Source organism: Amycolatopsis speibonae, assembly GCF_042647925.1.
Classification (GTDB): Bacteria; Actinomycetota; Actinomycetes; order Mycobacteriales; family Pseudonocardiaceae; genus Amycolatopsis; species Amycolatopsis speibonae.
Genome location: NZ_JBHRWK010000045.1, coordinates 13,379 through 36,254 on the forward strand (window position 1 = coordinate 13,379; position 22,876 = coordinate 36,254).

The 22,876-nt window shown below is 67.3% G+C and carries 22 protein-coding genes; 15 read left to right on the top strand and 7 right to left on the bottom strand.

What is annotated here, in order from left to right; all coding sequences use genetic code 11:
- Positions 1-14: 14 nt before the first annotated feature.
- Positions 15-1,427: a M20/M25/M40 family metallo-hydrolase gene (locus ACFOSH_RS27375; protein WP_378241937.1), complete on the bottom strand. Its 1,413-nt coding sequence runs from the start codon at positions 1,425-1,427 to the stop codon at positions 15-17.
- 373 nt (positions 1,428-1,800) lie between these two features.
- Here ACFOSH_RS27375 and pdhA point away from each other — a divergent pair, with 373 nt between their 5' ends.
- From pdhA to ACFOSH_RS27425, 10 genes are all read left to right on the top strand, one after another.
- Positions 1,801-3,006 (top strand): pyruvate dehydrogenase (acetyl-transferring) E1 component subunit alpha, encoded by a 1,206-nt coding sequence (pdhA, locus tag ACFOSH_RS27380; protein WP_378241938.1) that lies wholly within the window; start codon positions 1,801-1,803, stop codon positions 3,004-3,006.
- 1 nt (position 3,007) lies between these two features.
- A complete protein-coding gene (locus tag ACFOSH_RS27385) occupies positions 3,008-4,000 on the top strand; it encodes an alpha-ketoacid dehydrogenase subunit beta (RefSeq protein WP_378241939.1) in 993 nt (330 codons plus the stop codon).
- Positions 4,001-4,016: 16 nt separating this feature from the next.
- The gene (locus tag ACFOSH_RS27390; RefSeq protein ID WP_378241940.1) at positions 4,017-5,390 is read left to right on the top strand and encodes a dihydrolipoamide acetyltransferase family protein; all 1,374 of its coding nucleotides are present in this window, start codon (positions 4,017-4,019) and stop codon (positions 5,388-5,390) included.
- A 241-nt stretch (positions 5,391-5,631) separates the two neighbouring features.
- Complete coding sequence (locus ACFOSH_RS27395) at positions 5,632-7,176, top strand: hypothetical protein (protein WP_378241941.1); 1,545 nt, start codon at positions 5,632-5,634, stop codon at positions 7,174-7,176.
- A 21-nt stretch (positions 7,177-7,197) separates the two neighbouring features.
- Positions 7,198-7,473, top strand: a complete 276-nt coding sequence (locus tag ACFOSH_RS27400) for a hypothetical protein (RefSeq protein WP_378241942.1) — start codon at positions 7,198-7,200, stop codon at positions 7,471-7,473.
- A 214-nt stretch (positions 7,474-7,687) separates the two neighbouring features.
- Positions 7,688-8,263, top strand: coding sequence for a TetR/AcrR family transcriptional regulator (locus ACFOSH_RS27405; RefSeq protein WP_378241961.1), 576 nt, complete (start codon positions 7,688-7,690; stop codon positions 8,261-8,263).
- A gap of 32 nt (positions 8,264-8,295) precedes the next feature.
- Entirely contained in the window at positions 8,296-10,245 is a 1,950-nt protein-coding gene (locus ACFOSH_RS27410) for an ABC transporter ATP-binding protein (RefSeq protein ID WP_378241962.1), read from the top strand.
- A 2-nt stretch (positions 10,246-10,247) separates the two neighbouring features.
- Positions 10,248-10,748: a DNA topology modulation protein FlaR gene (locus ACFOSH_RS27415; protein ID WP_378241943.1), complete on the top strand. Its 501-nt coding sequence runs from the start codon at positions 10,248-10,250 to the stop codon at positions 10,746-10,748.
- 59 nt (positions 10,749-10,807) lie between these two features.
- A complete protein-coding gene (locus ACFOSH_RS27420; protein ID WP_378241944.1) occupies positions 10,808-11,290 on the top strand; it encodes an FxsA family protein in 483 nt (160 codons plus the stop codon).
- Positions 11,291-11,372: 82 nt separating this feature from the next.
- Complete coding sequence (locus ACFOSH_RS27425) at positions 11,373-13,115, top strand: ATP-binding protein (RefSeq protein ID WP_378241945.1); 1,743 nt, start codon at positions 11,373-11,375, stop codon at positions 13,113-13,115.
- Here the strand turns inward: ACFOSH_RS27425 and ACFOSH_RS27430 are convergent.
- Together ACFOSH_RS27430 and ACFOSH_RS27435 are read right to left on the bottom strand one after the other, a co-directional pair.
- Entirely contained in the window at positions 13,112-13,702 is a 591-nt protein-coding gene (locus ACFOSH_RS27430; RefSeq protein WP_378241963.1) for an SCP2 sterol-binding domain-containing protein, read from the bottom strand. The genes ACFOSH_RS27425 and ACFOSH_RS27430 overlap by 4 nt on opposite strands.
- Positions 13,703-13,788: 86 nt before the next feature.
- Positions 13,789-14,433, bottom strand: a complete 645-nt coding sequence (locus tag ACFOSH_RS27435) for an SCP2 sterol-binding domain-containing protein (protein ID WP_378241946.1) — start codon at positions 14,431-14,433, stop codon at positions 13,789-13,791.
- A gap of 125 nt (positions 14,434-14,558) precedes the next feature.
- Between ACFOSH_RS27435 and ACFOSH_RS27440 the strand changes: the two genes are divergently transcribed.
- Positions 14,559-15,224, top strand: a complete 666-nt coding sequence (locus tag ACFOSH_RS27440) for a TetR/AcrR family transcriptional regulator (RefSeq protein WP_378241947.1) — start codon at positions 14,559-14,561, stop codon at positions 15,222-15,224.
- Here ACFOSH_RS27440 and ACFOSH_RS27445 read toward each other — a convergent pair.
- Together ACFOSH_RS27445 and ACFOSH_RS27450 are read right to left on the bottom strand one after the other, a co-directional pair.
- On the bottom strand, positions 15,207-16,052 hold the full coding sequence (locus ACFOSH_RS27445; protein WP_378241964.1) for a MaoC family dehydratase: 846 nt from the start codon (positions 16,050-16,052) through the stop codon (positions 15,207-15,209). The genes ACFOSH_RS27440 and ACFOSH_RS27445 overlap by 18 nt on opposite strands.
- 2 nt (positions 16,053-16,054) lie before the next feature.
- Positions 16,055-17,428 carry a 3-oxoacyl-ACP reductase gene (locus ACFOSH_RS27450; RefSeq protein WP_378241948.1) on the bottom strand — a complete coding sequence of 458 codons (1,374 nt, stop codon included), beginning with the start codon at positions 17,426-17,428 and terminating at the stop codon, positions 16,055-16,057.
- Positions 17,429-17,520: 92 nt separating this feature from the next.
- On the opposite strand from ACFOSH_RS27450, the gene ACFOSH_RS27455 reads away from it, so the two are divergent.
- The 4 genes from ACFOSH_RS27455 to ACFOSH_RS27470 all read left to right on the top strand — a co-directional run bounded on the left by ACFOSH_RS27455 (position 17,521) and on the right by ACFOSH_RS27470 (position 21,103).
- Positions 17,521-18,810: an acetyl-CoA C-acetyltransferase gene (locus ACFOSH_RS27455; protein ID WP_378241949.1), complete on the top strand. Its 1,290-nt coding sequence runs from the start codon at positions 17,521-17,523 to the stop codon at positions 18,808-18,810.
- Between the two features lie 70 nt (positions 18,811-18,880).
- Positions 18,881-19,834, top strand: coding sequence for an ATP-binding cassette domain-containing protein (locus ACFOSH_RS27460; protein WP_378241950.1), 954 nt, complete (start codon positions 18,881-18,883; stop codon positions 19,832-19,834).
- A complete protein-coding gene (locus ACFOSH_RS27465; RefSeq protein WP_093935018.1) occupies positions 19,831-20,634 on the top strand; it encodes an ABC transporter permease in 804 nt (267 codons plus the stop codon). Before ACFOSH_RS27460 ends, ACFOSH_RS27465 begins: the two co-directional genes overlap by 4 nt.
- 97 nt (positions 20,635-20,731) lie before the next feature.
- Positions 20,732-21,103: a YciI family protein gene (locus ACFOSH_RS27470; protein ID WP_378241951.1), complete on the top strand. Its 372-nt coding sequence runs from the start codon at positions 20,732-20,734 to the stop codon at positions 21,101-21,103.
- A gap of 87 nt (positions 21,104-21,190) precedes the next feature.
- On the opposite strand, the gene ACFOSH_RS27475 is transcribed toward ACFOSH_RS27470, so the two are convergent.
- Entirely contained in the window at positions 21,191-21,697 is a 507-nt protein-coding gene (locus ACFOSH_RS27475) for a DoxX family membrane protein (protein ID WP_378241952.1), read from the bottom strand.
- 130 nt (positions 21,698-21,827) lie between these two features.
- Positions 21,828-22,859, bottom strand: a complete 1,032-nt coding sequence (locus ACFOSH_RS27480; RefSeq protein ID WP_378241953.1) for a glycerophosphodiester phosphodiesterase family protein — start codon at positions 22,857-22,859, stop codon at positions 21,828-21,830.
- Positions 22,860-22,876: the final 17 nt, after the last annotated feature.

Here is a 22,876-nt window from a genome sequence, read left to right on the forward strand (position 1 = left end):
GGTCGGTCCGGTCGTCAGCTGCGGGCGTGCGCGTCCAGGATGTGCGCGACCGCTTCGGTGACCAGCTGCACGAACTCGATGTTCAGCCACTCGTCCGGCACGTGGATGTTCGAGTCCGGCCCGCAGGCGCCGGTGACCACGAACTGCGCCTCCGGGTACTTCTCGCCGAGCAGCCCCATGAACGGGATCGACCCGCCCATGCCGAAGCTCTTGTGCGGCTCGCCGAAGACCTCGCCGCTCACGTGGTGCAGGACCTTGTCGAGCCACGGCGCGGTGTCCGGCGCGTTCCAGCCGTTCTCCGCCTGGAACCCGCCGAGCTCGACCGAAGCGTCGTAAGGCACGTCGGTGGTGAGCACGCGGCGGACCGCCTCCATCGCGGCCTGCGCGTTCGCGGTCGGCGGGAGGCGGAAGCTCAAGGTGAGCGTGGTGCTGTCGCGCAGCACGTTGCCCGCGTCGGCCGGGAGCGGGAAGCCCTCCGCGCCGATCACCGAAAGCGTGGGCCGCCACGAGTTGTTGAGCAGCAGTTCGAGGTCGTCGTCGGACACCGGCCTGCCGACCACCGGGAACATCGTCTTCGCCGCGCCGGGCGCGATCTCGACGACGCCGCGGGCCTCGTCGACGCGGTTCTCCGGGATGTCGACGCTCAGTTCGGCGAGCTTGATCTCGCCGGTCTCGACGTTCTCGATCCGGTCGATCAGCGCGCGCAGGACGCGGAACGAACTCGCCACGATGCCGCTGGCCATGCCGGAGTGCTGCGCGGATTCGAGCACCTTCACGGTGACGTTGACGTGCAGCATGCCGCGCAGGCTGGTGGTCAGCCACAGGCGCTTGTAGTCGGTGCCGCCGGCGTCGAGGCAGACGACCAGCGAGACCGCGCCGAGCTTCTCCTTCAGGTGCTCGACGTACGCGGGAAGGTCCGGGCTGCCGGACTCCTCACCGGTCTCCAGCAGCACGACCGCGCGGGAGTGCTCGCCTCCGGCGGCGCGCACGGCCTCGATCGCCGTCGTCGCCGCGTAGCCCGAGTAGCCGTCGTCGACCGCGCCGCGGCCGTACAGCCGCCCGTCGCGGATCACCGGCGTCCACGGGTCGAGCCCCTCGGACCAGCCACCGACCGGGGGCTGCTTGTCGAGGTGCCCGTACATCAGCACGGTGCCCTTTTCGGCCGCTTCGGACGTCGCCGGGATGTCGACGACCAGCAGCGGGCTGCGGCCTTCGAGCTCCACGACCTCGAGCGTCGCGCCGGGGATCTCCCGGGCGGCGATCCAGGACCGGACGTGCTCGACGGCGGCGGCGAGATGACCGCTCTTCGCCCACTCGGCGTCGAACGCCGGCGACAAGGCGGGGATCGCCACCAGGCCGGACAGGCTCGGAAGGACGTCGTTCGTCCAGTTGGAAACCACGGTTTCGCGTACGGATTTCTGCTCCACGTCCGCCATCCTGCCACGGGCGCGGGTACGTGTGATGGGTCACAACGGCGGGCACGGATCGTCATCGATCAAGCAGGCCACGGCACCCGTCCGGGGTCGGGGTCCGCTGGTCGGCACGCGAGTGAATCCCCTACTTTCGGCGGCCCCACACTCGGGCGTCCTAGCATTTTCCCTGATCAGACACCCTTTCTCAGCAACAAATCAGCATCCGCCACTGACCAAAACGACGTCCGGCATGCCAGGATGTGCGCACGAACCGTCAACGCCGATGGTGACCCAGCGCTTCAGATCCGACGCGCTGGTCCCCGCCGGCGCAGTCACTGTGGCCGCCACAAGTGGCCGCCAGAGGCGCCGACATCAAGGAGAGCAGCGCATGCCGTCCGAACACTGGACGCACCCGGAACCTGGAGATGGTCCCGCCGCCGTAGCGGCGCAACCTTCCCCTGAACAGGTGATCGCCGGTTTGCGAGCAACGAGTGAAGGTGGCGCTGAGCTGACTCAGCTGCTCACCCCCGAAGGCGAACGGGTCTCCTCGCCGCAGTTCGACCGCTATGTCGACGACATCGACGCCGAGGCCCTCAAGGGCCTGTACCGCGACATGGTCCTGGTCCGCCGTGCGGACCGCGAGGCCAACGCGATGCAGCGCCAGGGCCAGCTCGGCATCTGGGTCCCGCTGCTCGGGCAGGAGGCCGCGCAGATCGGCTCCGGCCGCGCGCTGCGGAAGGGGGACATGGCGTTCCCCAGCTACCGCGAGCACGGTGTCGCGTACGCCCGCGGGGTCGACCTCAAAGAGGTGCTCGGCATCTTCCGCTGCACCGACCACGGTGGCTGGGACTACAAGGCCCACGGCTTCCACCCCTACACCATCGTGATCGGCAACCAGGTGCTCAACGCCGCCGGTTACGCGATGGGCCAGAAGTTCGAAGGCAAGGTCGGCGACGACGACAGCGAAGCGACCATCTGTTACTTCGGTGACGGAGCGACTTCGCAGGGCGACGTGCACGAAGGCTTCGTCTGGGCCGCCGTCTACGACGCGCCGCTCGTGTTCTTCTGCCAGAACAACCAGTGGGCGATCTCGGAACCCACCGAACGCCAGTCGCGCCTGCCGCTGTACCAGCGCGCTCGCGGCTACGGCTTCCCCGGCATCCGCGTGGACGGCAACGACGTCCTCGCCTGCCTCGCGGTCTCCCGCTGGGCGCTCGAGGAATGCCGTCACGGCAACGGCCCGGTGCTGCTCGAGGCGTTCACCTACCGGATGGACGCGCACACCACCACCGACGACCCCACCCGCTACCGGCTCTCCGACGAGCTGGAGGAGTGGAAGCTGAAGGACCCGATCGAGCGCGTCCGGGCGTACCTCGCCCGCGGTGGCGGCGCCGACCAGGCGTTCTTCGACCAGGTGCAGGCCGATTCGGACGCCTTCGCGGCCGAGCTGCGCGAGTACTGCTTCAACATGCCAGAGCCGCCGCCGGAGCGAATCTTCTCCAACGTCTACGCGGAGTCCACGCCGCTGCTGGACGCGCAGCGGGAAGAGTTCCTGTCCTACATGGACGGTTTCGTCGGGGCGGGTGAACACTGAAATGGCCGACCTCCAGAAACTCACCATCGGCAAGGCGATCAACCTCGGCCTCCGGCGCGCCATGGAAGAGGACCCGAAGGTCCTGATCATGGGTGAGGACGTCGGCAAGCTCGGCGGCGTCTTCCGCATCACCGACGGCCTGCAGAAGGACTTCGGCGAGCAGCGCGTCCTGGACACGCCGCTGGCCGAATCGGGCATTATCGGCACCGCGGTCGGCCTGGCCGTCCGCGGATTCCGCCCGGTGTGCGAGATCCAGTTCGAAGGCTTCATCTTCCCGGGCTTCGACCAGATCTCCAGCCAGGTCGCGAAGCTGCACTACCGGACGCAGGGCAAGATCAAGATGCCCATCGTGATCCGGGTGCCGTTCGGCGGCGGCATCGGCGCTGTCGAGCACCACTCGGAGTCGCCGGAATCGCTGTTCGCGCACATCCCCGGCCTCAAGGTCGTATCGGTCTCGAACGCCGTCGACGCCTATTGGGGCATCCAGCAGGCGATCAAATCCGACGACCCGATCCTGTTCTTCGAGCCGAAGAAGCTGTACCACTCGGGCGCGATGAAGGCCGAGATCGACATCGACGGCACGCCGGACCAGCTGTTCAAGTCCCGCGTCGTCCGCGAAGGCACGACGGCCACCGTCGTCGCGTACGGCCCGTCGGTGAAGGTCGCGCTCGACGCGGCGACCGCCGCCGAGGACGAGGGCAAGTCACTGGAGGTCATCGACCTGCGGACGCTGTCCCCGCTCGACCTGGAGCCGGTGTTCGAGTCGGTGCGCAAGACCGGGCGGCTCATCGCGCTGAGCGAGGCGCCGTCGGAGTCTTCGCTGACCTCGGAGATCGCCGCGCGCGTGCAGCAGGAATGCTTCTACTCGCTGGAAGCCCCCGTGCTGCGGGTGACCGGATTCGACACGCCGTACCCGCCTGCCAAGCTCGAGGAGCACTACCTCCCCGACCTGGACCGGGTACTGCACACCGTCGACCGATCACTCGCCTGGTAAGGGGGAAGTTCCTGAAATGCCCGAGTACAAACACTTTCCCCTCGCCGACACGGCGGAAGGGCTGACCGAGGCCGACATCATCGCCTGGCAGGTCAAGCCGGGTGACACCGTGACGGTGAACCAGATCGTGGTCGAGGTCGAGACCGCGAAGGCCGCCGTCGAACTGCCCATCCCGTGGGCGGGCGTGGTCACCGAGCTGCTCGTCGAACCGGGTCAGACGGTGGAGGTCGGCGCGCCGATCCTCACCATCGACGTCGACCCGGGCGGCAAGGCGGCCCCGGCACCCGCTCCCGCCGCCGCTCCGGCGGCGGAGGAGCCGGCCGAAGAGGAGATGAAGCCGCTGGTCGGCTACGGCTCCAAGGCCGTCGTCACGCAGCGCCGGGCGCGGAAGGGCGCGGGTGCTCCCGTGGCCGTCGCTCCTGCTCCGGTGGCCGTGGCTCCCGCGCCTGCTCCTGTCGCCCCGGTTGCGCCTGTGCCACCTGTCGCGCCTTCGAAGCCGAAGGGCGGGTACGTGCCGCTGGCGAAGCCGCCGGTGCGGAAGCTCGCCAAGGACCTCGGCGTCGATCTGCACGCCCTCACCGGAACCGCCGACGGCGGCGTCATCACCCGTGACGACGTCCATGCCGCCGCCAACGGTTCCACCGCACCCACCACTGTTCAGTCCGTTGTGGACAGTGGTTACGACCCCGCGACGCGGGAACGCCGGGTGCCGGTCAAGGGCGTCCGCAAGGCCACCGCCGCGGCGATGGTGCAGAGCGCCTACACCGCCCCGCATGTCACGGAGTTCCTCACCATCGACGTCACGCCGATGATGGAATTCCGGGAGAAGCTGAAGAAGTCGCGCGAGTTCGCCGGGGTCAAGGTCACCCCGCTGACCTTCGCGGCGAAGGCCGTCTGCCTGGCGGCCAAGCGCACTCCGGACGTCAACGCGGTGTGGGACGAGGCCGCGCAGGAGATCGTCTACAAGGACTACGTGCACCTCGGGATCGCCGCGGCCACCCCGCGCGGGCTCGTCGTGCCCAAGGTCCGTGACGCGGATTCGATGTCCCTCAAGGAACTCGCGATCGCGCTCACCGAGCTGACCGACGTCGCCCGCCAGGGCAAGACCACCCCGGCTGCCATGCTCGGCGGCACGATCACCATCACCAACGTCGGCGTCTTCGGCGTCGACACCGGTACGCCGATCATCAACCCCGGCGAGTCCGCGATCCTGTGCCTCGGCGCGATCAAGGACACCCCGTGGGTCGTCGACGGCGAGATCAAGGTGCGCAAGGTTCTCCAGCTTTCGCTGAGCTTCGACCACCGCGTGGTCGACGGGCAGCAGGGTTCGGAGTTCCTGGCCGACGTCGGCGCTTTGCTGGCCGACCCCGCGGTCGCGATCACCTACTGACCAGAGCGGCCGAAGGACGCTTTCCCCGCATGCGATTCGGGGAAAGCGTCCTTCGCCGCGTCTGACGCGGGCATGGGCCTTTCGGCCCGGGCCCGTTGTCGATTTTCGGCCTGCTCGGCCCTGTAGCACTTTCTCTGACAACTCCGAGTTAACGGCGTCATCACGTCGCGTAACAGAGTCGTCCGAGCCCTCGACACCCACCTCAGGAAGGCGGGAAGTCGCAGGCCGGGGAGGGCTCGAAATGACCGACGACGCGTTGATCGAGAAAATCGCCAAGGCATACTCCACCGCGCTGGCGCTTCGACTGGTCCAAGGCGAAGAGGGCCCGTTCGCGCGCGTTATCGAGCATGTCGAAATCGATCACGGGGAATGCAGGCGGAAGCTCATCCTGGATTGGCATCTGCCGACGCTCGCCGAGGCCTTGCCGGGTCACCCGAAAGTCGACGATCCCGATTTCATCAAGGCTTTCAACGAAGCCAATCCGGTTCTGGTCGTGCCGATTCACGTCATGCGCCGCGGCAGACTCATGACGGACTTCACCGTGGAAGATCAAAAAAGGGAACAGCTCTACGTCTGCGGCCGTACGGAATGGGGAGACCGGACGACCTGGCTCCTCAAAGTCCTTTGGGCGCTCGTCGACATCGCCCCCAACGGCCTTGACGACCACGAGCGAAACCGTATCGAGCACGCGAAACGTCAGTACCTGTCGTTGCCGACGGCGAACAAGCGCGAAGCATCGCAGAATGCCAGGAAGTCCATCCGCAAGCTGCGGGAAGCCAGCAAATCAGGTCTTCTTCTGCACCCTGGAACGCTGGAGCGGATCGAAGTGCTCGGCCGCTATGTCGCGACCCGTCACCTGTCGTGGGTCCACCTGACGAGACATCCGGGGCAAACCGCGCGTCTGACTCTCTCCTACCGAACCCGGTTCGCCGCGGAGTACCCGCCGGCTCCATCGAAGGGAAGCCCGCTGCGCGGCCGCAGGCTCCTCCAACGCTCGGTTGAATGGGCTCGCCGTGCGGTCGGCCAGGAGCCCTTCAGGTTCTGGGTGCCGCTGTCGATGCACAGCTTTTGCCGCAGCTACCACTTCACGATGCCGTCGCCGACCGGAACCTATTTCGAAGAACAGAGGTTCGTCCTTCAGAACACCCTTCGAAAACCACAGAAGGATCAAGAAAAGGCGCTCGACAAGTTCTGCGCCGAGAACGACGCGGAGACGCTTGGCGACAAGGACGCCGGAGGACCGATCGCGCACCTCTACGGCCGCAATCTTCGAGAAGCCGCGACGAGTGATCACCTTCTCTACGCGTACGCCTACGTCCGCGAACGGCCGCCGGGCACGACGGCGGCCGCGACGTGGCTCTGCTTCTTCTCCGCGGCCTTCCTCTGGTTGTTCTGGAGCGCCTGGGACGCGCTCGTGATGACCACCACCGCGGGAACCAACATCACCGCTCTGTTCGTGGCGCTGCCCGGTTTCGCCTCGATCTGGTTTTCCAAGGCTTTCCAGCAAGAAATTCGCTCACGGATTCCCCTGGTGAACCGTGTCGGCCTGCTGCTCGTCGGCCTCTCGACCTTCTACACGCTGGTCAGCACGATGATCAACCGCGCGGTGGAGGCCGCCACCACAGGCTGGTCCGCGCTTCTCGTCGACAGTTTTTCACGAGTCGGCGTACTGATTTGCACGATCTCACTCTCCGCCATGGCCGTATACCTGTTCGGCCGAAGGGTGATGTTCCATAAGTGCTATCAACGCCTTCAGAATGCCGTGGTCAAGCGATACATGAGTTAGGCTGAGCGAAAGGGTGGCTCAATGTCTGGAGTGCTCGAGATGGACTTCATGAACCCAAGCCGCGAGGAGTTGAGGGGCCGCTCCGACGACACGGATGGAGAGTCCTTCCACAAGGAAGCCCTCAAGGTCTTGGCCAGTGACGACCAACGTGATCGCGCCATGTTCTCCGGCGTGACCAACCAGCCGGTCATCGTCGCCGCCGACATCGCGTCCAGCGCGACCCTGCCGGACCTCATCCCCGATGCCTGGCGACCGCATCTCACCAAGCTGATCCTGCACGCCGTCGAGGACGACTGACCCTCAAGCGCTTTTGGGTGGCAGGTGGCAGCCGACTACGCGCGACACCGGGCGCCGCCACGGCAGCTTCTCGCCGCCGGGGATGGAGATCGCGAAGACCGTCAGCTCCATGCGCCCGAGGAGACCGCGATCGTTAATCAGTTGACGGAGTGAGCGCTCACTCCGCACACTGGAGCGCATGACAGACACCACCGCCCGGCGGAGAGCGCCGGGGATGAGCCCCGAAGAGCGACGGAGGATGATCGTCCAGTCCGTGCTACCGCTGATGGTGGAGCACGGCGCCGGCGTCACCACCAGCCAGATCGCCCGCGCCGCCGGGATCGGCGAAGGCACGGTCTTCCGTGTCTTCAAGGACAAGGACGAACTCTTCGCCACCTGCTTCGCCGAAGCGCTGAAGCCCGACCAGGTGCTCGACGCCATCGCGGTGATCGATCTCGAACAACCCCTCGACGACAGGCTCGTCGAGGCGGCCGACGCGCTCAGCGCCCATCTCCAGCGGATGGGCGCGCTGATGGCGGTCATGCACGGCTCCGGCAAGCGGCCCGAGCACCGCCACGACCCCGGCGACGGCAGGGACCGGCGCCGGGAGTCGATGACCGTGATGCGCGACGCCATGGCCGAGCTGTTCGAACCGGAGCAGAAACGGCTTCGGCTGCCGGCGGCGCAACTGGCGGCGCTCTTCCTGTCGTTGCTGTTCAGCGGCCGGATGCGGTTCGACGCGAACGGCGACGAACCCACCACGATGGAACTCGTCGACGTCTTCCTCAACGGCGCCGTGGAGGCCGCGTGATCGGCGGCCCGCCCGGAGGAGGCGGTGGCGGCATCGAGATGCTGCTGGCACGGGGCGGCAGACGACGACGCCCGCCGTCGACGGTGCCCGACAGCGGGCTGACCGGCCCGGTCGACATCCCGGAGCCCGAACCCGAAGCCCTCCCGAAAGACCTGAAGTCCCGGCTCAGCCGCATGTGGGTCAACATCGCGGGCACGGTCCGCGGGCTGCCCAAGGTCGCGAAGCTGACCTGGCAGGCGAGCCCGTTCCTGACCATCACGATCACCGCGGTGACCCTGCTTTCCGGTCTGCTGCCCACGGCGACCGCGTATGTCGCGAAGCTGCTGATCGACTCGGTGGTCGCCGCGATCCAGGGCCACGGCACCAAGAACGCGATCGTCGGTGTCGCGCTGTTCCAGTTCGGCGTCCTCGTGCTGACCGCGCTCTCGCAGGCGCTGACCACCTACGGTCAGGCGCTGCTGCAGGAACGGATGACGCTGACCATCCGCCACCAGGTGATGGACCACGCGAGCAAGCTGCATCTGTCGTACTTCGAAGGTTCCGCGTCCTACGACATGCTGCGCCAGGCCGCACAGGAGGCGCCGACCCGGCCGCTGTCGATGATGAACTCGGCGCTGGGCCTGATCCGGACGATGATCACCTTCGGCAGCATGATCGCACTGCTCGTCTCGATCAGCCCGCTGCTCGCGCTCGTCGCGCTCGTGGCACCGATCCCCGCGTTCATCTCGCAGTCGAAGTACGGTGCCCGCGCCTTCTGGCTGACGTTGATGATGTCACCGCTGAAACGGCGGATGGACTATCTGTCCTCTTTGGTCACCACGGACACCTATGCCAAGGAGACCAAGCTTTTCGGGCTCGGCCCGTACTTCGTCGACCGGTTCCAGCGGCTCGGCCAGGTCTTCTACGACCGCCAGCGGACACTCACCCGCAAGCGCAGCATCAGTTCGACGTCGTGGGGCCTGCTGAGCACCGCCGCCGGATCCGCGATCGCGCTGTACATCGCGCTGGAGGCCGTCGGCGGCAGGCTCACACTCGGCGATCTCGCGCTGTACACGGCCGCCGCGGCGTCGGTGCAGACGTCCGTCCAAGGCCTGTTCACCGCGTTTTCCGGGATGTACGAGAACAATCTCTATCTCGACACGCTCTACCACTTCCTCGGCACGGAACCGGAGATCGTCGCGCCGCCGAAGCCGCGTCCCCTTCCGTCCACTGTGGAGGGACACATCCAGTTCGAAGAAGTGTCCTTCACCTATCCCGGGGCGGCCGAACCCGCTCTCGACGGCGTGAGCTTCGAGATCCGGCCCGGTGAGACGGTCGCCGTCGTCGGCCGCAACGGAGCCGGGAAGTCGACGCTGTTCAAACTGCTGTGCCGGCTGTACGACCCGACGGGCGGGCGGATCCTGCTCGACGAGGTCGACATCCGCGAGTACGACCCGGTGGAGCTGCGGAAGCGGATCAGCGCGATGTTCCAGGACTACGTGACGTATCAGGGCACCGCGGCCGAGAACATCGGCCTTGGCGACCTGACCCACCTCGTCGACCGCGAACGGATCGAAGCCTCGGCGAAACGAGCCGGTGCCGACGACCGGATCGAGCGCCTGCCGACGGGGTACGACAGCCCACTCGGCCGCTGGTTCGACCAGGGCGTCAGCCTTTCCGGTGGCGAATGGCAGAAGATCGCGCTGGCGAGGGCGTTCCTGCGGGAAGCGCCGATCCTGATCCTGGACGAACCGACGTCCGCGCTGGACGCCCAGGCCGAACACGACCTCTTCTCGCGCCTGCGGAAGCTTTCGGAAGGGCGCACGACGCTGTACATCTCGCATCGCTTCTCGACCGTCCGGCAGGCGGAGCGGATCCTACTGCTGGAGCACGGAAAGGTCGCCGAGTACGGGACGCACGACGAGCTGATGGCGGCGAAGGCGGGCTACGCCGACCTGTTCACCTTGCAGGCCGCGGCGTACCTCGACGAAGCCGTCGGCTGACGATGCGGCGGGTCATGGTCGTCGGCTGCAGCGGCGCCGGGAAGTCGACGTTCTCGCGACGGCTCGGCGCCGCGCTCGGCCTCCCGGTCACCCATCTCGACCGCCTCTACTGGCGGCCGGGGTGGACACCGGCGCCGGACGCCGAGTTCCACGCCGCGCAACAGGAGATCGTCGCGTCCGACTCCTGGGTGATCGACGGGAACTACGGGTCGTCGATGCATCTCCGGCTCCCGCGAGCGGACACGATCGTCTTCCTCGACTACCCGCGCCGCGTCTGTCTCCGGCGGGTGCTGGTGCGCACCCTGCGCGAATACGGCCAGGACAAGCAGGCGCCCGGCTGCCCCGAAAGACTGGATCTGGAGTTCGGCCTCTACGTCTGGCGCTGGCCGAAACACCACCGGGAGCGGACGGTGCGGCGACTCGCGGAGCAGGGGGCGCACGCACAGCGGATCGTGCTGACCAGGCCAGGCGAGGCGGAGGAGTTCCTGCGCCGATTCGGTTGACCCAGGTCACCGTATCGGGGGTTCGGGAGCAAAACGGGCAGGCCGTACGTTGTCGGAGTATGGCTGTCGCGTTCCTGCTCTATGTCGTCGCCGAGATCGCCGCCGTGTGGGCGGTGGGCTCGGCCATCGGTGTGCTCGGCACGATCGCGCTGCTCTTCGCCGGTGCGTTCATCGGGTCCTGGCTCGCGCGCCGCGAAGGCGGCCGCGCCTTCCGTGCGTTCGCCGAGTCCGCGCGCCTCGGCCGCCCCGCCGACGCGGAGAAGGAACTCACCGACGGGATGCTGATCGGCCTCGGCGGCCTGCTGATCCTGCTGCCCGGTTTCGTGAGCGACGTCATCGGCCTGCTGTTCATCCTGCCGCCGACCCGCAGCGTCGCGCGCAAGGTCTGGCAGAAGCGGATGCAGCGCCGGGCGGTCAAGTTCGCCAACAGCGCCCGCGGGCCGGTGATGGTGGTGGACAGCGAGGTCGTCATGGACACGCCGCCCGCCGAGGCCGTCAAGAAGCAGCCGCCGGTGATCGAGGGCCGCATCGTCGAGGGCTGAGCCCAGCTTGGACACTAGCTTAGACACTAAGGCTTAGTGTCTAAGCTAGTGTCCAAGCTAGTGTCTAAGCTGGGACGGCCACATGCTCTATGACGAACTCGCCGAGATCATCGCCAACCTGCGCGACCTCGGCGGCGACCATGCCTTCGTCGAAGCCAAACGAGCTGAGACCAAGCTGCCGAAGAGCGTCCGCGAAACGGTATCGGCGTTCGCCAACACCAACGGGGGTGTTCTGATCCTCGGCCTCGACGAGGCCAACGGGTTCGAGGCAACCGGTGTTCGCGACCCCGCGAAGATGGAAGCCGATCTCGCCGCGACGTGCTCGGAGAACTTGGAGCCACCGCTACGCCCGCTTATCGGGACTCACCGCTTCGAGGGCGCGGATCTGGTGGTCGCGGAGATCCCCGAACTTCCACAAAGCACGAAGCCCTCCTTCAGCCGCGGCATCGGCATGACGCAGGGAAGTTTCGTCAGGGTCGCCGACGGAGATCGCAAGCTGAGCCCATATGAAGTACAGCTGATGGTGGCGAACCGAGGTCAACCTCGGGACGACGAGCAACCCGTTTCCGGAACGACCATCGCGAACCTCGACAACCAGCTCGTCGAGACCTTCCTGAGCAGGCTACGCCGTCATCGCGGCAGAGCGTTCGCGGATTTGGACGCCACCGCCGCACTCCGACGGGCGAAGGTACTCATAGGCGATGAACTCTCTCTGGCCGGATTACTGGCGCTGGGAGAGTACCCCCAGGAGTTCTTCCCTCAGCTCATGCTGACCTTTGTCCACTATCCGACGAAATCAGGACCAGATCCACGAAATGGGACACGGTTCATCGACAATGTCGCGGCCGAGGGCCCTATTCCGATCATGGTGGACGAGGCGCTCTTGGCTCTTCGTCGCAATATGAAGCGCCGGTCCACCGTACGCGGATCCGGCCGTGCCGAGGCCTACGAATACCCCGAGGCAGCCTTGCGCGAAGCAGTCGTGAACGCGCTCGTGCACCGCGACTACTCGGGCCCCTCACTGGGAACACAGGTGCAGGTCGAGATGTACCCCGACCGTCTGGTCATCCGCAACGCGGGCGGCTTGTTCGGATCGGTCCGGGAGGAGAACCTGGGCGTCGAGGGCACCTCTTCGGCCCGCAACGCGACCTTGTTGAAGATCCTCGAAGATTCCCCCGTCCCAGGATCGGACCGGCCGATCTGCGAAAATCACGGCTCCGGAATCCCGACGATGCTGGCCGCGATGCGAGACGCCAAGCTCAGTCCGCCTCGGTTCGCCGACAATATCTCCACTTTCACCGCGACCTTCCCGAACCATACGTTGATGGGGAACGACGCGGTCCGATGGATCGGTTCACTCAACGAACACGGACTCAGCGACAGCCAATGCCACGGCCTGGCCATGCTGTTCCATGGGGAGACGCTCAACAATCAGGCATACCGGAACGCCAATGACCTCGACTCTCGAGTGGCCACCGAGGAACTCGGCGACCTTGTGGCCAGGGGCCTGTTGGTCCCGGGTGGCGGTCGGCGCTACGCGCAGTACACCCTCGCCGAGGACGCGGCCCCTCATTCGTCCGGCAGCCCGGCCCCCGTGAAGCATCGTGCGGATCGCCGCGAAGAGATCCTTGCCGCGCTGGGGGACGGTGAATCGACACGCGCCGATCTGGTCGCCGCCACCGGGCTCCATGACCGCACGGTCACGCGATGGCTGAGCACCCTGCTCCGGCAAGGGTTGATCGAAGCGACCGAACGCAAGTTCCGCAGTCCGAATGTCCGCTATCGCCGCACACCTCAGCGAACGCTCGACGAGCCAGGTGGCTAGCCCCCGCTCGGCTTCGGGATGTCGAAGTAGCCGCTGAACCGCACGGCCGGCGCGTACTCGCCCTTCACCTTCACCTTGCCGGTCACGAACATCGCCGCCACCGCCGCGTTGCCGGTGGCCATCCGGATGAAGTCGTCGACGGACAGCGTGATGGTGGTGTCCGGAGTGCGCGCGAGATCGGTGCTCGAAACGCAGACGCCGTCTTCGATGACCGTTTGAAAGCGATCGAAACCGTCTTCCCCGTCACCATCGGTGAAACGCCAAGCGACGACGAAGTCGACATGCCTCGCGCGTTCGGGAACGAAATGGTCCGACATTCTGCGGAAAATCTCGTCGAGGAACGCCGAGCGCAGTTCCGGATGGTCGGCGATCGCCTTGAGTTGCTCCCGCGACGCCCGTTGCACGACGTCGACGAGCACCTCGGTCTCCAGTGAGCTCAACTCGATGCCCGCGCCGGTTTCGCCCAGCATGTGCAGGGTTTCCAGCACTTGCGTGAACTGCTCCGGGCTCAGTTTGGCGAGTTCGAGCTTCTCCGCGAAAGCGTTGATGACGTGCTCGCCCGCGGTGCGTGTCTTGTGCAGCCGCAAGGGACGGGAAAGGCGCACCTTGTCCCGCCAGCGCCGGTTCGGAGAATTTCGGGGCACGGCACGGAAGTGTATCTGCTCGGCCGGGTTCAGGACGGCTCGTGCGTTCTCGGAAGGTCGAAGAAACCGATCAGGCCCGCCGCGAATGCCAGGTCACCTTTTACTTTGATCTTTCCCGTGACGAATAGCACAGCCGGTGTCGCCTGATGGGTGATGAGCCGGAAGAAATCGACGGGCGCGATCGTGATCGTCACCCTCGGCTTCTCCTTCATGTCCTGGCTGACCGTGCACTCACCGTGCGAGATCACCGTCTCGTAGCGGTCGTACCCGCCGTCGCCGGTGCCGCCGGAAAGCCGCCAGTGGACGACGGCGTGCAGTGTCTTCGCCCGGTCCTGCCGGATGTGGGCGCCCATGCGGTCGAAGATCTCGCGCAGGACCCGCTCGCGAAGCGGCCTTTCGGCGACGACGCTCTCGAGCTGTGTGCGCGAAGCCCGCGCGACGAGGTTCGCGAACCGGACCGGGTCGACCTTGCGGAGGTCGAACGCCGGCGCGTCCTGGGCGAGCCGTCCCAGCGCGGTCAGCAGCCGCCGGACGTCGTCCTTGCCGAGTTCCTTCGGGTCGATGGCGCCCGCGACCTCGTTGACGTCGAGAGAGTGCGCCTCGGCCGAATCCGGCTCGATCCGTTCCAGCGCGTCGACCAGCGCGCGGCCGGTCAGCCCCACGATCTCGGTCATTTTCCCTCCACCTCGCCTACCCCAGCGTAAGGCTACCCGTCAGTAGGTAGGCGGGCAAGCGTGCCGAAATCACCTTTGCCCGAAGGGGCCCGGTAGCGTCTTACGCGACTAATGGGAGGTCTTGAGTGTCCGAGGAAGTACCGCGTCCCGCCGAACGCGCCAAAAGGCTGCCGAGAGCGGTGCGGGAACGCCAGATCCTGGACGCAGCGGTCTCGGTGTTCTCGCGCTACGGCTATCACTCCGCGTCGATGGACGAGATCTCCGAGGTCGCCGGCGTGTCCAAGCCGATGATCTACACCTACCTCGGCTCCAAGGAAGACCTCTTCGGCGCGTGCATCCGCCGCGAAGCCACCCGTCTGCTGGAGGCGGTGCAGGGCGGGATCAAACCCGATCTGCCGCCCGACATGCAGCTTTGGCACGGGCTTCGCGCGTTCTACCGGTTCGTCGCCGAGTACCGCGAGTCCTGGACGGTGCTGCACCGCCAGGCCATGACCGTCGGCGGCGCCTTCGCCGCGGAGATCACCGACATGCGCACCCGCGCGATCGAGCTGGTCGCCGCGCTGGTCGTCTCCGCGGGCACCCGCAAGGGCCTCGGCGAGCAGGCCGAGTTCTCCGGCGCGGGACTGTCCGCCGCGCTGGTCGGGGCGGCCGAGTCGCTGGCCGACTGGGCGCTCGACCACCCCGATGTCTCCGACGGCGTGCTCGCCTCGTGGCTGATGAACCTGGTCTGGCTCGGGTTCAACGACCTCGTCGAGGGTGAGATCTGGAAGCCGTCAGAGAGCGACGACTGAGCCCTCCAGATGCGGCTTCGGCTTGCGCGCGTTCCACAGCTCGAACGCCCAGCCGTCGCCTTCGCTCCACGAGGTGAAAGCCACCTTGGCGGGCAGCAGGACCGGCTGCTTGAACTTGACGTCGACGGCGAAGGCCTCCGGAAGCCTGCCTTCGAACGCCGCGAGCGCGTGCGCCTTCGTCCACATGCCGTGCGCGATCGCGGCCGGGAACCCGAACGCCTTCGCGGTGATCGGGTGCAGGTGGATCGGGTTGCGGTCGCCGGAGACCTCGGCGTACCGGCGGCCGATGTCGCCGGGCACGCGCCAGAGCGCTTTGGGCGACGGCTGCGAGAGCTGACCGCGCGAGGTCTTCTCGCCGGTGCCGCCACCGCGGCGCAGGTACGTGCTGACGTCCGTCCACACCGGGCTGTCGTTGACGAGCAGCTCGCTGACGACGTCGAACTGTTTGCCCTTTTCGTGCGGGCGCAGATCCTCGGCGCGCACCCGCAGGGTGAACGACTCGTCGAGCCGCAGCGGCCGGTGCTGGGTGATCCGGTTGGCGACGTGCACCATGCCCAGCAGCGGGAACGGGAAGTCGGCCTCGGTCATCAGCGCCATCTGCAGGCCGAACGCGAGGATGTGCGGATACGTCGCCGGGAGCACGTCGTCCAGCCGGAATCCGCACACCTGGTTGTACGCGGCGAGGTGCGCCGGGTCGACGACGACGCCCTCGCGGACGAACTCGGTCGACGGCAGCGTGCTTCCGCCGCTCTTGCGCAGCGAGCCGAGCAACGCCTTGGGGTACAGCGAAGACAGGCTCGGCGACTCGTGGAGTTCCTTGACCGCCATCCTCATGCCCCCAGCAGTGCCTGGCCGCAGACGCGGACCACGTTGCCGTTGACAGCGGCCGAGGCCGGGTTCGCGTACCAGGCGATCGTCTCGGCGACGTCGACCGGGAGCCCGCCCTGGCCGAGGCTGGACAACCGTCGCCCGCCCTCGCGGATGAACAACGGGACCGCGGCCGTCATCTTGGTCTCGATGAAACCGGGCGCGACGGCGTTGATCGTGCCGCCGTACTGCGTCGACGAGCCCTCGGCGGGAGAGCGTGCCTCGTACTTGGCGAGCTTCGGCGCGCCGACGTCCACCATGCCGATGACGCCCGCCTTGCTGGTGGCGTAGTTGGTCTGGCCGACGTTGCCCGCGATGCCCGCGATCGACGAGACGCCGATGATCCGGCCGTTCTCGTGCAGCACCTTGTCCGCCAGCAGCTTCTCGTTGACCGCGAGCTGCGACGCGAGGTTGACCGCGATGACCGAGTCCCAGCCGCCTTCGGTCATGTTGCCCAGCGTCTTGTCCCGCGTGATTCCCGCGTTGTGCACGACGATGTCGACGCCGCCGTGACGCGTGGTCAGGTACTCGGCGAGCTTCTCCGGCGCGTCGGCGGCGGTGATGTCCAGCTGCAGTGCCGAGCCGCCGACCTTGTTGGCCACCTTCGACAGATCCGCGCCCTGAGCGGGGATGTCCAGCGCGACGACGTGCGCGCCGTCGCGGCCCAGCACCTCGGCGATGGCGGCGCCGATACCGCGGGAAGCGCCGGTGACCAGGGCGACCTTGCCGTCAAGCGGCTTCGCCCAGTCCGCCGGGGCGGAGGCGGTCTTGGCCTCGGTGCCGACGCGGATGACCTGGGCGTCGACGAAGGCGGACTTCGACGACAGCAGGAAGCGGAGCGTGGACTCAGTAGCCTCTTCGGCTCCTTCGGCGACGTAAACGAGCTGAGCGGTCGCGCCGCGCTTCAGTTCCTTACCGACGGAACGGACGAAGCCTTCGAGCGCGCGCTGGGCGATCCGCTCGTGCCCTTCGGTCAGCTCAGGCGGCGTACCGAGGATGACGACGCGGCCAGACGGCCCGACGCTCCGGATCACCGGGTGGAAGAAGTCGTAGACCTCGCGAAGCTGCTTCGGGTCCTTCACACCTGTCGCGTCGAAGACGAGCGCGGCGTGCTTGTCGGCCGCCGTCGAGATGACCTCGATGCCCGCGCGGTGCAGCTGAGCCTCGATCACCTTTTCGAGGCGGCCACCTGGCGCGGCGCCGAGAAGTGCGGGACCTTCGAGAGCGGGCTGGCCGGGCTTGTACCGGCGGAGCGTCGCGGGGTTCGGCAGGCCGAGCTTCGGCACCACGAATTTCCCCACGGGGGATTTCGTGAACTGCTGGTACCTGTCAGCCATCTCGTGCCTCCCGTGCAGTGAGCATCACGTCGCATTCTAACCTACTCGCTAGTAGGTTACAGTGTGAGAGAGCCTACGGAGGAGTGGAAAAAATGGCCACGAAAAGGACGGCACCCGTGCGCAAGGTAGCGATCATCGGCGGCAACCGGATCCCCTTCGCCCGTTCGAACGGTCCGTACTCGAAGGCGTCGAACCAGGACATGTTCACGGCCGCCCTCGACGGCCTGGTCAGCCGCTTCTCCCTGCAGGACGAGGTGATCGGCGAGGTCGCCGCCGGCGCGGTGCTCAAGCACGCCCGCGACTTCAACCTCGCCCGCGAATGCGTCCTCGGCAGCAGGCTGAACCCCGCCACTCCGGCGTCGGACGTGCAGATGGCCTGCGGCACCGGCCTGCAGGCGATCGTCAACGTCGCCAACAAGATCGCCCTCGGCCAGATCGACTCGGCCATCGCGGGCGGCGTCGACACCACGTCCGACGCGCCGCTGGCCGTCAACGACGACCTGCGTCAGATCCTCGTCCAGCTCAACGCCGCGAAGACGCTCCCCGAACGGCTGAAGCTCGCCGCGAAGCTGCGCCCCGGGCACATCGTTCCCGAGATCCCGCGCAACTCCGAGCCGCGCACCGGCCTGTCCATGGGCGAGCACGCCGCGCTGACCGCGAAGGTCTGGGAGATCACGCGCGAGGCGCAGGACGAACTCGCCGCGACCAGCCACCAGCGTCTCGGCGCCGCGTACGACAAGGGCTTCTTCGATGACCTGGTGACGCCGTACCTCAAGCTGGCCCGCGACCAGAACCTGCGCCCGGAGTCCAGTGTCGAGAAGCTCGCGAAGCTGAAGTCCGCCTTCGGTGGCCCCGAGGGCACGATGACCGCGGGCAACTCGACGCCGCTGTCCGACGGCGCGTCGACGGTCCTGCTCGCGACCGAGCAGTGGGCGAAGGCGCGGAAGCTGCCGGTGCTGGCGTACCTGACGTTCTCGCAGACCGCGGCCGTCGACTACGTCCACGGCGACGAGGGCTTGCTGATGGCCCCCGCGTACGCCGTCCCGCAGATGCTCACGCGCGCCGGGCTCACCTTGCAGGACTTCGACTTCTACGAGATCCACGAGGCCTTCGCTTCGCAGGTGCTCGCCACCCTCAAGGCGTGGGAGGACCCGGCGTTCGCCAAGGAGAAGCTGGGCCTCGACGAACCACTCGGCTCCATCGATCGGGCGAAACTGAACGTCAACGGTTCGTCGCTGGCGGCCGGGCACCCGTTCGCCGCGACCGGCGGCCGTATCGTCGCCACCCTCGCGAAGCTGTTGAGCGAGAAGGGATCCGGCCGCGGGCTCATCTCGATCTGCGCGGCGGGCGGCCAGGGCGTCACCGCGATCCTCGAAAAGTAGTCCGTTCGCCTGGAGCAGATCCGGGAAAAACCCCGGTGCCTTTGTCGGTGCCGGGGTCTAGTTTGTCCGCATGTTCGCAGTTCAGGCGAAAGCGCTGGTCAAGACCTACGGTTCCACCCGGGCACTCGACGGGGTCGATCTGTCGATCCCGACGGGCAAGGTGCTGGGCCTGCTGGGGCCGAACGGCGCCGGCAAGACGACGACGGTCCGCATCCTGACCACGCTGCTCCGCCCGGATTCGGGCGAAGCGGAGGTGGCCGGGCATGACGTGCTGGCCCAGCCCGACGCCGTCCGGCGGTCGATCGGGCTGTCCGGCCAGTACGCCGCCGTGGACGAGAACCTCACCGGGTTCGAGAACCTGTACATGGTCGGCAGGCTGTACGGGAGCAAGAAGGCCGCGGCGAAGTCCAGGGCGCGCGAGCTGCTTTCGCGATTCCGGCTGGAGGACGCGGCGGACCGCCCCGCCAAGACGTACTCCGGCGGTATGCGGCGGCGGCTCGACCTCGCGGGCGCGCTGGTAGCCGAGCCGACGGTGGTGATCCTCGACGAACCGACCACCGGGCTCGACCCGCGCGGCCGGATCGAGACGTGGGACGTCATCAAGGAGCTCGTCGCCGACGGCACCACCGTCCTGCTGACCACGCAGTACCTGGAGGAGGCCGATCAGCTCGCCGACTCGATCGTGGTGATCGACAAGGGGAAGGTCATCGCGCGCGGCACGGCCGACGAGCTCAAACAGGAGATCGGCGGCGAGCGGCTGGAGCTGGTCGTGGCCTCCGCCGACGACCTCGCGGCGACCACGCAGGTGCTCGCCGAGGTCGGCTCGGGGACGCCGTCGGTCGACGAACACACCCGCAAGGTCGACGTCCTGGTCGAGGGCGGGCCGAAGGCACTCATCGAGGCGCTGCGGCGGCTGGACGCGCAGGGTGTCGCCGTCCAGGACGTCGCGCTGCACCGGCCGACGCTCGACGACGTCTTCCTTTCGCTGACAGGGCACGCCACGGACGAGGGGGACAAGAAGTGAGCGCGGTCGCGAAGGCCTTTTCCGACGGTGGCGTGATCACCTGGCGGAACCTGAAGAACGTCCAGCGCAACCCGGACTGGCTGATGGCGGCGACGCTGCAGCCGATCATGTTCGTGCTGCTGTTCGCGTACGTCTTCGGCGACGCGATCGGCGGGGAGGCGGGAGGGCTCGCGTACCGCGAGTTCCTGATCGCCGGGATCTTCGCGCAGACAGTCGCGTTCAACTCGGCGTTCACCGTGATCGGGTTCGCGAACGACCTGCAGAAGGGCATCATCGACAGGTTTCGTTCGCTGCCGATCTCCCGGCTCGCGGTGATCTTCGGCCGGACGACGTCGGATCTGGTGATCAGCGTGGTCGCGCTGGTCGTCATGTCGCTGTGCGGGCTGCTCGTCGGCTGGCGGATCCGCGGCAGCTTCCTCGACGCGGTGCTCGGCTACCTGGTGATGCTGATGTTCGCGTGGGCGCTGTCCTGGGTCGGCGCGTGGATCGGGCTGGTCGCGCGCAGTGTCGAGGTCGCGCAGAGCGCCGGGCTGATGTGGATGTTCCCGCTGAGCTTCATCTCGACGGCGTTCGTCCCGGCGGACAAGCTGCCGGGTGTGCTGAAGGCGATCGCCGACTGGAACCCGTTCACCGCGGTGATCAACTCGGCCCGTGACCTGTTCGGGAACCGCTTCGGCGTGGCCCCGACGGGCTGGCCCGCCGAGCACGCCTCGCTGTACGCGATCCTGTGCTGCATCGCCATCATCGCGATCTTCGCGCCGCTCGCGACGGCCCAGTACAAGAAGGTCGCGAGCCGCTGAGAATTTTTCGGCAGAAATGTCGAAGCGCCGTCGAGCCGCTCGACGCGTCGGTGAAGGCGAGGTAGAAACAGCCTCGCCAAGACACTGAGGAGCAACGATGCGGTTTCTGATGATGCACCGGCTGGACGAGAGCGCCCCGGAAGCCTGGAACCCCAGCAAGGAGTTCATCGAGCAGATGGGCGCCTTCGTCGAGGACTCGTTCAAGAAGGGCATCCTCATCACGGCGGAGGGCGTGCACCCGTCGGAGCGGGGCGCGAAGGTCCGCAAGGTCCGGGGCGGCAAGATCACCGCCACCGACGGCCCGTTCACCGAGACCAAGGAGGTCATCGGCGGGTTCGCGCTGATCAACGCGAAGGACCTGGCGGAGGCCGTGGCTTTCGCGGAGACCTACGCGGCGCTGTTCGACGAGATCGAGGTCGAGGTCCGCACGGTCGTCGAGATGGAAGACATCGCCGCCTTGACCGAGTGAGCCCGCGGTCCCGCAAGTGTCATGAACGTCCCTTTCCTGACGTTTTTCGTCAGGAAAGGGACGTTCATGACATTGCCTTGAGCCGAGCTACTTGCTGATGGCTTTCTCGGCCTTCTTCGCCAGCTTCTCGGCGCGCTTCTCCGTCTTGGAAGCGGCCCGCTTGGCACGCCAGCCGAGCGAAGGCTTGCCGGCGGTGTCGGCGGCGGCCAGCAGCAGGCCACCGGCGAGGCCGGCGTTCTTGATGAACTGGATCTGCTGCTGCTGACGCTCGGCCGGTTCCTTGATCTCCCAGAACCGGTGCGCGGCCAGGGTCGTCGGCACGAGGCTGCCGAGCAGCAGGAGCGAGGCCAGGCGCGGCGCCTTGCCCGCGGCGAGCGCGAGCCCGGCGCCGACCTTCACGGCGGCGTCGATCCGGACGAGGGTGGCGGGATCGCGGGGCACCGCCTCGGGCACCACGCCCTCCAGCTTGTCGAAGGACTCGGTGAGGAACGGCTCCGCGGCCTTAGCGTGCCCCTGGGTGTCCTTCAGCGCGCCGATCCCGCCGGAAATGAAGATCGCGGCGAGGAGCGGACGTGCGACGCGACGGAGAATCACGGTCGTAACCTTTCTGGATCCGGACCCGGGAAACAAACCTATCCCCAGTCTTCCCGCCCGCCACTCCGCCGAACCGCGCTAACGGAGTATCCCGAAATATTTCTCTGGCACTAGACAGCGCTAGATTCCGCTAGCGGGCCGGATACGCCCTCGGCAGCTTGAAGCCGCGGTCGGTCGCGACCTCGCGCAGGCGGTCCGGGTAGTCGGTGATGAGGCCGTCGACACCGTCGTCGATGAGTTTGTGCATGGTGGCCGGGTCGTCGATCGTCCAGGGCACGACCTTGATCCCGGCGCGATGCGCCTCGGTGACCAGCGCCTTCGTCGTGAAGGGCCGGTAGTCGGGGTCGCCGACCTTGCCGCCCTGCGGGTTGCCGTGCACCGGCGAGAGCGCGCTCGCGCCGAACGACTTCACCGCGCGGACGGGGCTGCCGCCGAAGTCGTCGATGTCGAGCCCGCCGAGCCACGGCGACTTGCCGGGCTGCCCGACCTGGAGGAACTCCGGCTGGGTCAGCGCGACCGTCGGGATCCACGGCGCGACCTTCCGCAGCAGCATCAACGCACCCCAGTCGAAGCTCTGGACCGTGACGTTGTGCGCGAATCCGCCGCGCAGGATCTCGCGCACCGCCCGCTGGACGAACTGCTCGCGCGGCGCGGTCTCCTGCGGCGCGGCGGCCTCGACCTTGGTCTCGATGTTGAACTTGACGCCCCAGGCACGGTGGTCGCGCGCGAGCTGGAACAACTCGGCCAACGTCGGCATCTTGGCGCCGGGGGAGAGCGTCTGGCCGGGGTGGGCGGGCTGCCGGATCGAACCACAGTCCAGCGTCCGGACCTGCGCGAACGTCAGGTCCTTCACGTACTTGCCGACATACGGGTACGCCGGGTCTCCGGGCGTCGCGGGCGCGGTGTCACGGCACTTCGCGGCTGTCGTCTTGCGGTCGTGGGTGATCACCTCGCGACCGTCCTTGGTGATCTGGAGGTCGAGTTCGAGCGTGGTCACCCCCAGCTCCATCGCCTTGCCGAACGACGCGAGCGTGCTCTCCACCGTGAGGCCGAGCCCGCCGCGGTGGGCCTGGATGTCGAAGGCGCGACGCGGATGCGCGTCGGCGACCCCGGCCGTGCCCAGGGTCAGCGCAGCGGCCACGACCAGCGCGAATGTCTTCATCAGGGCACCATGCCACG

Coding starts and splice junctions, on each gene's coding strand:
- ACFOSH_RS27445 (WP_378241964.1), bottom strand. CDS start 16,052: ATGGCGGTCAAGGAACTCCACGAGTCGCCGAGCCTGTCTTCGCTGTAC.
- ACFOSH_RS27425 (WP_378241945.1), top strand. CDS start 11,373: ATGCTCTATGACGAACTCGCCGAGATCATCGCCAACCTGCGCGACCTC.
- ACFOSH_RS27455 (WP_378241949.1), top strand. CDS start 17,521: ATGGCCACGAAAAGGACGGCACCCGTGCGCAAGGTAGCGATCATCGGC.
- ACFOSH_RS27435 (WP_378241946.1), bottom strand. CDS start 14,433: ATGACCGAGATCGTGGGGCTGACCGGCCGCGCGCTGGTCGACGCGCTG.
- ACFOSH_RS27460 (WP_378241950.1), top strand. CDS start 18,881: ATGTTCGCAGTTCAGGCGAAAGCGCTGGTCAAGACCTACGGTTCCACC.
- ACFOSH_RS27420 (WP_378241944.1), top strand. CDS start 10,808: ATGGCTGTCGCGTTCCTGCTCTATGTCGTCGCCGAGATCGCCGCCGTG.
- ACFOSH_RS27405 (WP_378241961.1), top strand. CDS start 7,688: ATGAGCCCCGAAGAGCGACGGAGGATGATCGTCCAGTCCGTGCTACCG.
- ACFOSH_RS27415 (WP_378241943.1), top strand. CDS start 10,248: ATGCGGCGGGTCATGGTCGTCGGCTGCAGCGGCGCCGGGAAGTCGACG.
- ACFOSH_RS27390 (WP_378241940.1), top strand. CDS start 4,017: ATGCCCGAGTACAAACACTTTCCCCTCGCCGACACGGCGGAAGGGCTG.
- ACFOSH_RS27480 (WP_378241953.1), bottom strand. CDS start 22,859: ATGAAGACATTCGCGCTGGTCGTGGCCGCTGCGCTGACCCTGGGCACG.
- ACFOSH_RS27470 (WP_378241951.1), top strand. CDS start 20,732: ATGCGGTTTCTGATGATGCACCGGCTGGACGAGAGCGCCCCGGAAGCC.
- ACFOSH_RS27395 (WP_378241941.1), top strand. CDS start 5,632: ATGACCGACGACGCGTTGATCGAGAAAATCGCCAAGGCATACTCCACC.
- pdhA (WP_378241938.1), top strand. CDS start 1,801: ATGCCGTCCGAACACTGGACGCACCCGGAACCTGGAGATGGTCCCGCC.
- ACFOSH_RS27400 (WP_378241942.1), top strand. CDS start 7,198: ATGTCTGGAGTGCTCGAGATGGACTTCATGAACCCAAGCCGCGAGGAG.
- ACFOSH_RS27385 (WP_378241939.1), top strand. CDS start 3,008: ATGGCCGACCTCCAGAAACTCACCATCGGCAAGGCGATCAACCTCGGC.
- ACFOSH_RS27450 (WP_378241948.1), bottom strand. CDS start 17,428: ATGGCTGACAGGTACCAGCAGTTCACGAAATCCCCCGTGGGGAAATTC.